The sequence below is a fragment of the Roseovarius conchicola genome (assembly GCF_041403425.1).
Classification (GTDB): domain Bacteria; phylum Pseudomonadota; class Alphaproteobacteria; order Rhodobacterales; family Rhodobacteraceae; genus Roseovarius; species Roseovarius conchicola.
In genome coordinates this window covers 1-12,293 of the sequence record NZ_JBGEHK010000011.1, presented here as the reverse complement: position 1 = coordinate 12,293, position 12,293 = coordinate 1, and the positions used below count along the sequence as shown (strand labels likewise).

Annotated in this window: 12 protein-coding genes; 9 read left to right on the top strand and 3 right to left on the bottom strand. The window is 56.6% G+C overall.

Annotated features, from left to right (window positions below):
- The first annotated feature begins 159 nt into the window (after positions 1–159).
- The 6 genes from V6N02_RS20410 to V6N02_RS20385 all read left to right on the top strand — a co-directional run bounded on the left by V6N02_RS20410 (position 160) and on the right by V6N02_RS20385 (position 5,283).
- Complete coding sequence (locus V6N02_RS20410) at positions 160–498, top strand: DUF736 family protein (protein ID WP_371228920.1); 339 nt, start codon at positions 160–162, stop codon at positions 496–498.
- A gap of 227 nt (positions 499–725) precedes the next feature.
- Positions 726–2,081 (top strand): ParA family protein, encoded by a 1,356-nt coding sequence (locus tag V6N02_RS20405; RefSeq protein WP_371228917.1) that lies wholly within the window; start codon positions 726–728, stop codon positions 2,079–2,081.
- Positions 2,078–3,121 (top strand): ParB N-terminal domain-containing protein, encoded by a 1,044-nt coding sequence (locus tag V6N02_RS20400; protein WP_371228914.1) that lies wholly within the window; start codon positions 2,078–2,080, stop codon positions 3,119–3,121. The genes V6N02_RS20405 and V6N02_RS20400 overlap by 4 nt, the downstream gene beginning before the upstream one ends.
- A gap of 233 nt (positions 3,122–3,354) precedes the next feature.
- Positions 3,355–4,638 carry a plasmid replication protein RepC gene (gene repC, locus V6N02_RS20395; RefSeq protein ID WP_371228911.1) on the top strand — a complete coding sequence of 428 codons (1,284 nt, stop codon included), beginning with the start codon at positions 3,355–3,357 and terminating at the stop codon, positions 4,636–4,638.
- 55 nt (positions 4,639–4,693) lie between these two features.
- On the top strand, positions 4,694–4,951 hold the full coding sequence (locus tag V6N02_RS20390) for a type II toxin-antitoxin system ParD family antitoxin (RefSeq protein WP_371228908.1): 258 nt from the start codon (positions 4,694–4,696) through the stop codon (positions 4,949–4,951).
- Positions 4,948–5,283 (top strand): type II toxin-antitoxin system RelE/ParE family toxin, encoded by a 336-nt coding sequence (locus tag V6N02_RS20385; protein WP_371228905.1) that lies wholly within the window; start codon positions 4,948–4,950, stop codon positions 5,281–5,283. The genes V6N02_RS20390 and V6N02_RS20385 overlap by 4 nt, the downstream gene beginning before the upstream one ends.
- Positions 5,284–5,289: 6 nt before the next feature.
- Here the strand turns inward: V6N02_RS20385 and V6N02_RS20380 are convergent, their stop codons facing one another.
- A complete protein-coding gene (locus V6N02_RS20380) occupies positions 5,290–6,420 on the bottom strand; it encodes a tyrosine-type recombinase/integrase (RefSeq protein ID WP_371228902.1) in 1,131 nt (376 codons plus the stop codon).
- A 126-nt stretch (positions 6,421–6,546) separates the two neighbouring features.
- Here V6N02_RS20380 and V6N02_RS20375 point away from each other — a divergent pair, with 126 nt between their 5' ends.
- Positions 6,547–7,500 carry a DUF1403 family protein gene (locus V6N02_RS20375; RefSeq protein WP_371228899.1) on the top strand — a complete coding sequence of 318 codons (954 nt, stop codon included), beginning with the start codon at positions 6,547–6,549 and terminating at the stop codon, positions 7,498–7,500.
- Positions 7,497–8,099 (top strand): SMC-Scp complex subunit ScpB, encoded by a 603-nt coding sequence (gene scpB, locus V6N02_RS20370; protein ID WP_371228896.1) that lies wholly within the window; start codon positions 7,497–7,499, stop codon positions 8,097–8,099. The genes V6N02_RS20375 and scpB overlap by 4 nt, the downstream gene beginning before the upstream one ends.
- 562 nt (positions 8,100–8,661) lie before the next feature.
- On the opposite strand, the gene V6N02_RS20365 is transcribed toward scpB, so the two are convergent.
- The gene (locus V6N02_RS20365; protein ID WP_371228893.1) at positions 8,662–9,057 is read right to left on the bottom strand and encodes a hypothetical protein; all 396 of its coding nucleotides are present in this window, start codon (positions 9,055–9,057) and stop codon (positions 8,662–8,664) included.
- A complete protein-coding gene (locus V6N02_RS20360; RefSeq protein WP_371228891.1) occupies positions 9,054–10,022 on the bottom strand; it encodes a hypothetical protein in 969 nt (322 codons plus the stop codon). Before V6N02_RS20360 ends, V6N02_RS20365 begins: the two co-directional genes overlap by 4 nt.
- Positions 10,023–10,172: 150 nt before the next feature.
- Here V6N02_RS20360 and V6N02_RS20355 point away from each other — a divergent pair, with 150 nt between their 5' ends.
- Entirely contained in the window at positions 10,173–11,573 is a 1,401-nt protein-coding gene (locus tag V6N02_RS20355) for a Fic family protein (protein WP_371228888.1), read from the top strand.
- Positions 11,574–12,293: the final 720 nt, after the last annotated feature.

The window sequence follows — 12,293 nt, the reverse complement described above, 5'->3', positions numbered from 1 at the left end:
AAAGGGCGGTTGCCAGAATTGTCCCCTGCCCTATGGGCATTCCGCGCGAAGCGAAATTTAGGCCCCCGCCCTTCTCCTCTTCGCTTCGCCTTTGGTGTGTTCAGGTCGTTGGCCCCTGTGTTCTGCCCGTCATTGCAACACCAGAAAAGGAGCACAGCAATGACCACCAACTGCATCAAATTCGAAAGCGCCGATATCGAGACCGCCAAGGGTGTCGGCTCGATCTCCACCCTGACTTTTGACATCGACATAACCGTCGAGCCGGTCGCAAGCGAAAATCCGATGGCCCCCACGCACCGCGTTCTCGGCCGCTCGCCACGTAGCCGCCTAGTCGAATGCGGAGGTATCTGGAAGAAACAGAACCGTGACACCGGTGCCGACTACTTCACCTTGAGCATCCGGGGCTTCTGTTTCAATGCCAATCTCGGGAAAGCCGCAAACCAGGATGATGACACGCTTCAGGCGGTGATCCCCTGGGGGCCGAAAGAGGCGTCTTAAACTCTTTTTCTGGCCGGGAAGCCCGGCCAGCAATGTCGCCGATTCGATGTTTTTGCACGCGTGCAAAAGCTCTGAAAGCTTTCGTTTGCCGTTCAGTTAGATCGCCGGCATGGCCCATAATGTGCGCTGACAGTCGGGTAGGCGTACAATATATGTACATATTTCCCTAAACCGTGCTATTAAATATCGGAATCGATTCCATGAGAGAATCGAAAGAGAGTGGTGTTATGAGCGGCAGCATAGAACAATTCCTTCAAGAACTCGAGCGAGGCCTTGGCCGAACCATGGTCTCGGTCAACAAAGAGCTGACGATGCGCGAGCGCATAAAGCGCTCTTGGTCGATGCGACAATGCGCTCGGTTCCTGAATATCAGTCACCAACATCTGACTAAATTTGCCAGGGACAATGAAGATTTTCCAGCGGGCAAACGTGTCGGACGTGAACGTGTTTTCACTCTCATCGAGTTGATGCACATTCGGGCTCTTATGGCGGCCTCCGCCAAGAGACCGGAGCATTTTCTGGCTTGGCGCAAGCCGGACGACCCCTTGCCCGTCATCTCCTTTGCGAGTCAGAAAGGTGGTACTGCGAAGTCGTTGAGTGCGGCACATTTTGCCCAGTACCTGAGCCTTCACTATGGTCTGCGCGTTGGTGTCATGGATGCCGACCCGCAGAGTACCATCACTCTCTACTTTGTGGGCGGGGACGATATGCCCACCCTGCCTGATGATGAAACGCCCACTATGGTGGATTTCGCAGGGCTGTTTCAAACCGATGAATCCATCGCATACACCGATCACGATGCGGAAACGCTGGACGGTTTCTTTAAGAAAACATCATGGCCTGGCGTGAGACTCGTCCCTGCACATGGCGAAACATCGGAGGGCGAGATCCAGATCGCAAGACTTCTCCGCGCCGGAACGCCCGAAAAACGCTTCTACAGATTTTTGCGGGATTCCATAGATCGCTGGAAGAAAGGACATCCGCCAGTCACACGGCCCAATGAGTTGGTGAGTGATGGTCGAGTCGATAAGGAAAAGCTGAATAAGGCTCTGAGCGAAACGTTAGACTGTATTATCATCGATTATCAGCCGGCGCTGACGCTCTTCCAATTGAACAACGTGATGGCCTCAACTTCGTTGATCATCCCACAAACCATGAAAGGCTTTGACATCGCGACGTTGTCCACCTTCGTGACAGGGCTGCTCACCATGTTGCGTCACATCTTCGCAACGGACCGCATCGATATGGGAGGCGCTGCTCATATGCTTCTGCCGACCATCGTACAGCGCACGAATGAGCAGGACTTGACGCAGGTCGGAAACTTGCTCGAGAACTGCCCGGATGAGGTTTTGCCGGTCTTCTATCTACGCTCAGACGCCATTTCCAATGCCTCCGACGTCTATCAGTCGGTCTACGAATATGAGCCTGACACTCCAGGCAAGAAAAAGGGCATCAATCGCTTTATCGAAAACGCCGATGCTGTGAACGACGCGATTGTCTCTCGTTTGTGGCCGGGGCTTGAGCGCGGGTATGCCAATGAGTGGATGCAAAATTTTTATGATTTTGAGGAGGCAGCTAAATGAAAAGAACGTTGAGTAGTTCGGTCCTCAAGAAGAAGTCTGCCAGAGTTGATGAGCACCCAACCGAAGAACAATCCGTTGGCATGCCCCAACAAGCTGCTGAAGCTGCCCCGGATTTAGTTTTGGGTGTGAAGCCCCGGTTGGGCGGAACAGGCAGTGCCTGGAAAGCAGGCGCTTTGTCGGATGCCGAGCGGATTCTGCAAACTGAACGTAATCAGGTTGTGGAGCGAATTCTATCCGGCCGTCACGAGTTGCGGATCGATCCGTCTCAGATTATTGATGTCATTGGGACAGATCGGCGGGATACCTGGCGCGATCAGGAAACCTTCGAGAAGCTCAAAGAGAGCATCGCTAAGAATGGCCAGGATACGCCCATACATGTCTGGCCAGCGGATCCCGATTGGAGTCCTGACCCTCGCGAGCCTGAGAATGTCGAGGGTGTAACCTTTCATTTGATTGTTGGCCGCCGCCGTCATGCGATCCTTGGTGCCCTGGACCTGCCGGTGCGAGCGTTGCTCGTACCTCAATCACAACGCGGTTCGCGGGAAGAACAGTTTGAAATGCTGTTCATGCGCTTTCGTGAGAATGAAGAGCGCGAGAATCTGAGTGCGTTCGAACGGCTTGTCTCTATTGGTGAAATGTTTGAACAACTTCAGGATGCCATGCCTGACGGAAAACTGTCAGCCACAGAATTCGCGAAGCGTGTGGGAGTTCACAATAGTGCAGTCTCGCGCGGTCGGGCTATCTTCGCAGCCAAAGATCAGATTTTGCACACGTGCAAAAATGTTTACGAGCTGAGTCATCGCGATCTTGAAATGGTTCTGAATGAACTTTCTGACAAGGCTAAAGCGAAGGTAAGAACGAAGCCTGCGAAGCCCAAGAAGCTCACAGTGCAACGTAGGATCGGATCGCGAAAGCTGAGTGTGACGTGGCAGGGAGGGCGGCTGTCAGTCGCTGCTACAGGCCTCGCATTGAATGAAGATGTGCTCAACGGCTTGGGTGACGTCATCGCAGAATATCTGGAGAAACATGGATCGAAGTAAGAGGCAGGAGCCGCGGAGACGGCGACATTCGATCTCGAACGAGGCAAGAAATAGGATCAAACATGCAATGATTTAACGGCAAAAGAAAAGCCCTCCACCTTGCGGTAAGAGAGCCAATCTATCTGTGTAGCAACTCTTAGGTAGCATTCTCCGCAAATCGTTGTCAACGAAACACCGATTCGGTGTACGATTTTCTTTTGCCTTCCATCGAGCAGAGGAGGCGAAAAAATCTCATGAAACATACAGGTTGGCGCAAGCCGACACCGGGTCTTGGAGTTGCCGAGCAACTTGCCGAAGCCGGTGAACGGGTAGCTGTACCCAAAACACAAGCCTTTGTGGCGGTTAAGCGCGTCGGCGTGCATATCGGCCTTAAGGCCGGTGATATGTTGCTTCTCGACACGCTTGGAGCCTTCACACAGGCCCAGGACTGGGAGGAGGGGCGACGCCCGATCGTCTGGGTGTCCAACGCCTATCTGATGGAGCAGACCGGGTTCTCGCTGAGCGCGCTCAAGCGCCATGCGCGGCGCCTGGCCGAGACCGGGGTGATTTCCTTCAAGGATAGCCCCAATGGTAAGAGGTGGGGCCGCAGGGACGCTGACGGCGTCATTGTCGAAGCCTACGGCTTCGATCTGTCGCCGCTGTCTGCGCGTGTCGAGGAATTCGAGCAGCTGCAGGCCGAATTGCAGGCCGAGCGCGAGCTCTGCCAGCGCCTGAGGCGTCAGATCACGGTCGCACGGCGCATGATCCGCGCCCGGATCGAGGCGGCGCTCAGCGGTGCACTGAGAGGCCCGTGGGCGCATCTCGCAGCGCTGTTTGAGGATCTCCTGAGCAGACTTCCGCGCCGAAAAACGGCCTCAGAGACGCTAGAGCAGCTCCTCGCCTGGTTCAGAGAGCTGCAGGAGCGCGTCGAGGCGGCGTATCTCAAAGCAGCTCAGACGGACAAGGTTGTGGACAACACCGCTGAAACCATCAAACAAGTGTCCGAAAAGACGCAAGAAATGAACCCCAGGGAGGTCATTTGTGAACCTCATATACTAATTACAAACCAACTTAATCCTGTAATCTGTAAGTCCTCTGAAAAAAAGAACGCGGCGGGTGTGGTGCCTAATGCGCCACCGGAAGAGCAGGTTGACAGGGAGTTGGAAGATTGGGTGGACGAAACCCGCAAGAATCGGGGAGCCGCGCTTGATTTGCCAACTGTCATGCAGGCTTGCCCTGAATTCGCATCCTGGGCGCACAATATGGGCGGATTTTTGAGGGATTGGGGGGATCTTCACCGGGTTGCCGGGCAGCTGAGGCCGATGATCGGCGTCTCAGAGCATGCCTGGAACCTTGCGCAGGACCGGCTTGGGCCTCAAATCGCGACAGCAGCGCTGGTTCTGACCTTCGACAAGCATTGCGCGGGCGAAGTGGCGTCTCCGGGCGGTTATCTGCGCGGCATGATCCAGAAGGCCGGGGCAGGAGAGTTACATCTCGAGCGCAGCTTCTATGGCCGGTTGAGCGGACAGGCGGCGTGATTGTGTTGATTGATTACGGGCACTGGCATATATTGCCAATGAGGAGAGTTTTGGCATGGTGACACGTAATGTTGTTCTGACAGACCCGCAGGATGAGCTGGTTCAGGCGCTGGTCGCCTCCGGTCGGTATCAGAATGTGAGCGAAGCCATGCGGGCGGGTCTTCGGTTGCTTGAGCAGGAAGAGGCGCAGCTGGCCGGCATTCGGGAGGGTCTGCTCGACGGTCTTCGGCAGGCGGAACGCGGTGATATGGCCGAAGGCAGCGGGGCAGATGCGGTGCGTCGGGCTTTTGCGAGGTCGCGGACAGGGTCATGAGCCGATCCTTTCGGCTGACACGCCGCGCGGAAGACAGCCTGGTCGAGATTGCCCGCTGGACCATCGAGACTTTTGGGCCGCGTCAGGCGGAACTCTACGAATCTGAGCTTTTGGCCCGTTGCGAGGCGATCGTGAGTGGCCAGGCGCACAGCCAGAGCTGTTCAATTCTAGTCGATGGGGCTGAAGATCTGCACTATCTCAGGGCAGGGGAGCATTTCCTGGTGTTCCTCGACCGGTCAAACGAAATCATCATCGTCGACATCCTGCATTCCCGTAGTGACCTGCCGCGCCACATTGCTGCGCTGACAGCGCTCAGAAGCAACGAAGGGTGATCGTTTTCACAGCCCTGCGGCTTTGGTGAGGTTCACCCGGAACCGATCACGGCGGCGCTGGTAGCGGCGGGTCATTTCGGCGGAGGCATGTCCGAGCTGTTTCTGGACGTAGCGTTCATCTACTTCAGCCGAGCTGGCGAGCCCAGCACGTAGGCTGTGGCCAGAGAACAGGGCGAGTCGGTCTTTCTCAGGAAGCTCGGCTCGGATGCCGCTTTTCAGCACGGTGGCCTTGATGAGCCGCGCGACGTGTTTGTCACTGAGCCGGGCGTCCAGCGCCTTCTTGCCATCGCGCGAGGTGCGCACGAAGACCGGCCCGAAATCGATCTTGGCGAAGTGCAGCCATTGCTCCAGCGTGTGCACTGGGCATGTCTGGTCGGAGGACCCGCGCCCAATCTCAACTTCGCGCCAACCGGTTTTGGCGTTCAATGTCAGAACCGCGCCATCTTCAAAAATTTCGATCCAGCCGCCGGACTCCGGGGTGTCATCTTTGCCGACATCCAGGCTGACAATCTCTGACCGCCTGAGGCCGCCAGCAAAGCCCAGCAGTAGGATCGCCCGGTCTCTGAGGCCGCGCAGGTCGTAGGGCAGGGTGGCCACCATGGCGAGGATATCTTCGGGCAGGATGGCTTCCTTTTGCACCGGTGGCCGCGCGTGTTTGCGCTTGATCCCGGCCAGCACGGTTGCGATATGGCGATCCTTGCGGTCGAGCGAAAATCCACGCTGCGCGTAGTTCCAGGCAAGACCAGAGAGCCTTCTGTCTATCGTTGCAACTGATAGGGGAGGGGCCTGTCCAGTTGGTGTAGCCAGGTCAGAGAGATAGAGCCCAATCAACTCCGGCGATGGGGGTAAGGGCTCTGTCCCCTTCAGTCTGCACCAGCGTGCGAAGTGCTTCCAATCGGCGGCATAGGCCTTATTGGTGTTGTCAGAGGTTGAGGCCTTTGCGTAGTCGCGCGCGGTCTCGACCAGTCGATCGAGCGTGCCGGAACCAACGAGGCCTGCGAGGCCCCCGGCATCTGAGGGCAGGGCGATCGCATCACTTCTTGCCGGCTTTCTCTCGTCGCACTCGTTCGTCGTATCTACAGACGCTGAGCGCGATGTCTCGGCATCTGAGGGCTGGTTTTCAGACGGTTTGCTCATGCTCCGGAGCTTATCGCACTTATGTCTGATAATGCAAACTTATTGGACATAAAGCAGAGCAGCAAGGTGGGGCGGTTTGCACCGTATATCGTAGACGAAAGCGCCGTGAGAGACTAGTGTTGTAGTATGACCTATCAGCCAACTGCTATCTCTGACGACCTGAGCACCCTACCGAAACTGCCGACCTGGGTCACCTCTGGACGTGCAGAAACCCCTGAAACTGTGACCTTTCGGTCTGGCGCGGCGTTGACGGTGCTCGACCAGCTGCTGAGCGATCCTGCACATGGCTTGCCGGTGAAACTGCTGGCCAACCGTCTTGCATTGAGGGCAGCGACAGCCACTTCGAAACTGGAAGGACGGCTGGCGCGGGAGGCGGATATTCGCGACGCGTACCACCTGACGCCGTCTGGAGAAGCGCGAGGACCGGATGGCGATCTCTTGGCGTTCTGGCGCGAGGCCGTAGGCCTTCGTGCGGGCCAGATGGGTGAGATTGCCGACCTGGTCGGCGCCGACTTCGCGAGCGAGGTGAGTGTTTGGCTCGATGCAAGTTTGGAGCGCGCTCGTAGCAATGGGCCGGTGGCGGGCTGCGTGGCCGTCCTGCGTGCCGTTTTGGAAACGGACGACCGGGCGGAACGGTTCGCCTGCCTGCTCTCGGACATCGTTCTGGCGCGGGCTCTGAACTGGAAGACCGTGCTGCCGGTCACGGCGCGGCGGTTGATAAAGGCGGCGCTGCGGGACCTGGTCGCGGAAGGGCAGGGGGGTGAGCTGGCGGTCCAGGTGCGGATCTTCGAGTCCATCGAAGAGACGATCCGGTTGGCGCGAGACCTGGCCCGTCGGGCAGAAGCCCTTCGCACCATTGCGCCGAAGCTCCGGGCAAAAGGGTCTCGCGCGGCTGTCGACCTGTTTCTGACCGAGGATGCGGTCGCGCCTGCGTCGATGCTCTCGCCGTACATTTGCGGTACGTCGATCCCCATGACCTCTCGCGCCGCGCGGCGGTTCTGCGACCGACTGGTCGAGCTTGGCGTGGCGCGGGAGCTGACCGGGCGACCAACCTTCCGGCTCTACGGAATCGCGCCATGACGGTCGCGACCAAGAAACGAAATGCGGCGGAAGAACGCGAAGCCGTGTTTGACCGGGAGCTCGACGACCTGCCCCAAGAGTTGCGCTGGCGCGAATGGATGGGGCGGATCGAAGCGGTGCTCTTCGCCAGCGCGTCGCCAGTTGGCCGCGACGACCTGGCCCGCGTTGTGGGGCAGGGGGCCTCGGTCGAAGTGTTGATCGACGATATCCAGGCCGAGTTGATCGGCCGTCCCTACGAGCTGGCACAGGTTGCCGGCGGTTGGATGTTCCGGACGAGGACGCAGTTCGCCGAAGCCATCAAGGCCGCAACCGACCTGGGCGACCAGTCGCTGGCCTTCACCGAGATGGAGATGGGCGTGCTCTGCGCCATCGCCTATCACCAGCCGATCGATCGGGCGGGTCTCAAGGACATCTTCGGCAAGGAGGTCAGTCGCGATCTGCTGGCACGGTTGCGCTACAAGGACCTGATTGCGTCTGGCCCCAGATCCCCGCGGCCAGGCGCACCGCACACATTCGTGACGACGGAGGCGTTTCTGGCAACCTTTGATCTTCAGAGCCTGCGGGATCTGCCTGAGCTTCAGTCGGGTGTCGTAGAGTGAAGGCAAGCACACTCACAATCGAAGCAATTATCATTCCACCGTCGTCCCATCCGGTTCACACCGAGACATACCTGAACGCGCTATCCGACACGGAATGGTCTGAACTTCGGGCCCTTGCAACGCGCTCGCGACACGCGGGAAACCCGGCCCTCCTGTGCGGTGATTGTGGTCAACCGGTCTATGGCCGAGAGTCCAGCAATGGACGTCGGCATTGTTATCACTTCGGAACCGAGACAAAGATATGTCGATGGGCTGTCCGTCGTCAGGGATTTTGGGACAGATGGCGGCCTGAGCTAAGAGAGGGTCTGGCGCATCTGGTTGTTGTGATTACAGCCTCCACCCATGCGGCTCATGACCTGTGTGGGCGAGAACCAAGCGCGGTCTTTAAGACACTGACCACTCCCTCGCATCATCTGGCGGCCTGGACACTCAATCAGCTCTATTTGGCGATGCCAACGCCGGACAAGAACTGGGCCGGTGACTGCCAAACAGGGAACTTCCACACACGGCTCTGGGAAGCGCAGCTTCTGGCGAGTCTTCGAGAGCAAGGTCTACTCGTCACTCAGCCATATCCCTCTCCGGACTTTCGGATCGAGAACCGCAAAGGCGGAAGGGCTGGTCGAGGTGCGGTATTGGCGGGAAGAGGTTCGTTCGGTGGACCGTTTTCCAATAGGCGCTTCATCTCTTTCAGCGCCAAACTTGTTGACGCAATGCCGGTCTTTTCTGCAATTTCCACCCAAACGCCATCCACGCGGCGCCGCATGACGAGGATGCCGATATCATTCGTTTTCACATGCTTTGTTACGACACCATATGCGGTCCCGCTCTCGCTCTGCCAAGCTTCGATGGGTGGTCGCTTGCCAAAACCGTGACCACGTGGAAGCGCGAGCGCGTAAAGATCGAAGAGTGACCGCGGGAGTGGTTTTGCGCACCCGATGTCGGACTGCCCCTGTCTCATTTAGGCACGAACCCTGGCCAGCTTTGCGGTTGCTGATTCAAGATGATCCGGACGACTTTCTGGTCGAGAGCACGTTTGAGAACCGGGGCAAAATTGGTCATGCTGCTGACAACGGAGTCCCGACGGATCGCGTGCCGCCAGTTGATTGTAGTACCTTCCGGCAACGACCAGTTCAAAAGATGAACCAGAGCCATATGGCCAAACATCATTCCGTCATCCTCCGTCGCGATGAATTGCATCTCGACATGTGTGTCCGAATGAACTTGACGTTCTGCAAGGTCCCAGGTCGTGAAAAGCGTGCCTACCTCGTCGTCAAGATTCTCCATTGGCTCGCCGTTTGCTGATGTGAAAGCGACCTTGTCGACGCGCATTTGCCACTGTTCTGTGAAGCCACCTTCATTCTTCTCTGTGTTCAAGAGCTTCTCTTTCTTGAACCTCAAATGGATGCCTGCTCCGGGCGCGATCTTATAGGCAACATCGCCTGCAAGCACACCAAGTAGGTTTTCTCTCAGGGCGTGGTCAAATCGAATGTTGAAATTCTTGTGCGCCTTGCTCAGGTGGCGGGCCTCGAACAGCGTCCAGATGCCGTGGTACTTCCACGCTATGAGCAGCGGTATGTTGAGAAGCGCGGCATAGGCCTTTAGCCGCTCAAGATAGTCTGGTTTGAATGACAGCGTATGGGCTTTTTTCGCCTTTACCTCGATCAGGACCGGTCCCGAATCCTGATACTGTGCCAGCAGATCGGGAACTTGATATTCGTCGCGCGATTGGGAGGGTGCCTGATGCTGATCGAGTTTGTGAATGAGCCGTGTCTTCCCGAGCCAACTGCAAACGGCGATGAACTCATCTTCGATCGGTAGCCCGAGGTCGAGGCGTTTGACCCGGTCAGCGATCGCCTTTGGATCGGCATCTCGACCGAGTTCCGCCAATACCTCTTGTATCAACCTGTCATCATCATCTGCCATCTGGCTTGACCTGCTCATTTGGGCACGCTGTTCACGACGCGAAAGTGCTAGGCGCAAGGTTTCTTGCGCCTAAGAGAAATTCTTGCGTCTAGACTTGATACTTGCGTCTATAAGAACCATAGTTGCGTGTAAAGTCTAGGCGCAAGAAAGATGGCGATGGCCAACAGAGTCCCCGAAGATGCTCTCAAGGAGCTACTTAATATCGTAGCTGGTCATCCCGATGGCATCGCCACTCCGGATATCGCTGAACAGCTGACCGACGATGTTCCTCGTCGGACACTGCAATACCGTCTGCAGCAACTAGTCGGCAGCGGAAGATTGGAGATGGAGGGCAGCGGTCGATGGGCGCGCTACCGCATTGCGAAAGGTGATGGGGCCGCTGCTGGCAAGCAAAGCGATCAGGACCTGGACTACAGCGAACTCATTTTGTTGTCAGATCACGCAAGGGCGATCCGCGACTACGTTCAAAAACCAGTCGCGGCGCGAAAACCCGTGGGATATAACCGAGATTTCCTCGAGCAATATCAGCCCAACACCACGTTCTATCTCGAAGAAGAAGACAGGGTACGTCTTGAACGTCTTGGTAAACCGCAAACAGCCACGCAGCCGGCTGGCACTTATGCCAAGCTCATTCTCAATCGACTGCTGATTGATCTTGCATGGAACTCAAGCCGTCTGGAAGGCAACACGTACTCTCTTCTCGATACCAAGCGTTTGATCGAATTCGGAGAGGAAGCGACCGGGCGAGATCACATCGAGGCGCAAATGATCCTCAACCACAAAGATGCGATTGAGTTTCTGGTGGGTTCCATCGACGAGATTGACTTCAACACCTACACCTTTCTGAACCTGCACGCGCTTCTATCGAACAACCTGTTGGCAGATCCGACGGCCGCAGGACGCCTTCGCTACATCGCGGTGGGTATCGAGAAATCAGCGTTCCATCCGCTCGAGGTGCCACAGCTGATCGACGAGTGCTTCAACACGCTTCTGTCCAAAGCTGCCGCGATTGAAAACCCCTTCGAGCAGGGGTTCTTCGTGATGGTGCATATCCCCTATCTCCAGCCTTTCGACGATGTAAACAAACGTGTTTCACGTCTGGCGGCTAACATACCTCTTATCCGAAGCAATCTGGCACCATTTTCATTCACCGATGTTCCTCAGCGCGCTTATACCGAAGCCATTCTGGGGGTATATGAACTCAACGAGATCGCGCTTCTAAAAGATGTTTTTCTATGGGCCTATGAACGATCCGCGGCCCAATACGCAGCAGTCAGGCAGTCTCTGGGCGAGCCTGATCCTTTCCGCCTGAAATACCGCGCAGAACTGCGCGATGCTGTCGGACACATAATACGCTCCAAGATCGGACGAAGAGAAGTAGCCGAGGAAATTTCACGATTATCTGCAAAATCTGTCCGAGCAGAGGATCGGGCCGCGTTTGCTAACGTCGTCGAAGAAGAACTTCTCAGCCTCCACGCTGGCAACTTCGCGCGTTTTCAGGTGCGCCCATCGGAGTTCTCTGCGTGGCAAGAAAAATGGACTGATACGTGAGCGAACCAAAGTATCCAACCGTAGATGCCGACGATTTCGCCCGCAGGTTTTCGATGCGGTCCGGGGGCCTCATGTGGCTCCTTGGTGCGGGCGCCTCTGCCTCTGCCGGCATCCCAACGGCTTGGGACATGATCTGGGAATTCAAACAACAACTCTATGTGAGTCAAAGGCGCGTCTCTTTGCAAACCGTCGCCGATCTTTCCAACCCAGCGGTCCGGAGCCGGCTACAGGACTTTGTCACCAGTCAAGAATCTTTTCCTGGACTGGACACACCGGAAGAATACGCCGCCCTGTTCGAGGCGGTCTATCCAAGTGAGGCGGACCGGCGGACATACATCGACAGACGGTCGAGCGATGCCTGCCGACAACATGTCTTCGATTGTGCGTCTCTCACGCAAATCCAGCTCTGTGTGGGCCATGTCCGTTCTCCTTGCTTTCCAGCAAGATAGGGGATTTGTCGCAACCCAGTTTAGAATGTGCCCGCTACATATGTTCTTATCCCATAAGAATTATTATGTAATTTAACGTGGGTTGTATTCCCCAGAAATAGGCTTGGCCTGCATCAGATTGGATCCGATATTCGAACTCTGTTCCGTATTGTCTGACGTCAGCGTCGATGGGACAGTTTAGGGCGATTTGATAAGGGAGGGTTTCTGGCCCATCGTAACCACCAAGGAGTGGAGATGAGACAGAAACCCGGAACACGTAAGAGCCACGGCG

Bases quoted from the DNA above. Each gene is read 5' to 3' on its own strand.
- V6N02_RS20410 (WP_371228920.1), top strand. From the start codon at position 160: ATGACCACCAACTGCATCAAATTCGAAAGCGCCGATATCGAGACCGCC.
- V6N02_RS20405 (WP_371228917.1), top strand. From the start codon at position 726: ATGAGCGGCAGCATAGAACAATTCCTTCAAGAACTCGAGCGAGGCCTT.
- V6N02_RS20400 (WP_371228914.1), top strand. From the start codon at position 2,078: ATGAAAAGAACGTTGAGTAGTTCGGTCCTCAAGAAGAAGTCTGCCAGA.
- repC (WP_371228911.1), top strand. From the start codon at position 3,355: ATGAAACATACAGGTTGGCGCAAGCCGACACCGGGTCTTGGAGTTGCC.
- V6N02_RS20390 (WP_371228908.1), top strand. From the start codon at position 4,694: ATGGTGACACGTAATGTTGTTCTGACAGACCCGCAGGATGAGCTGGTT.
- V6N02_RS20385 (WP_371228905.1), top strand. From the start codon at position 4,948: ATGAGCCGATCCTTTCGGCTGACACGCCGCGCGGAAGACAGCCTGGTC.
- V6N02_RS20380 (WP_371228902.1), bottom strand. From the start codon at position 6,420: ATGAGCAAACCGTCTGAAAACCAGCCCTCAGATGCCGAGACATCGCGC.
- V6N02_RS20375 (WP_371228899.1), top strand. From the start codon at position 6,547: ATGACCTATCAGCCAACTGCTATCTCTGACGACCTGAGCACCCTACCG.
- scpB (WP_371228896.1), top strand. From the start codon at position 7,497: ATGACGGTCGCGACCAAGAAACGAAATGCGGCGGAAGAACGCGAAGCC.
- V6N02_RS20365 (WP_371228893.1), bottom strand. From the start codon at position 9,057: ATGAGACAGGGGCAGTCCGACATCGGGTGCGCAAAACCACTCCCGCGG.
- V6N02_RS20360 (WP_371228891.1), bottom strand. From the start codon at position 10,022: ATGGCAGATGATGATGACAGGTTGATACAAGAGGTATTGGCGGAACTC.
- V6N02_RS20355 (WP_371228888.1), top strand. From the start codon at position 10,173: ATGGCGATGGCCAACAGAGTCCCCGAAGATGCTCTCAAGGAGCTACTT.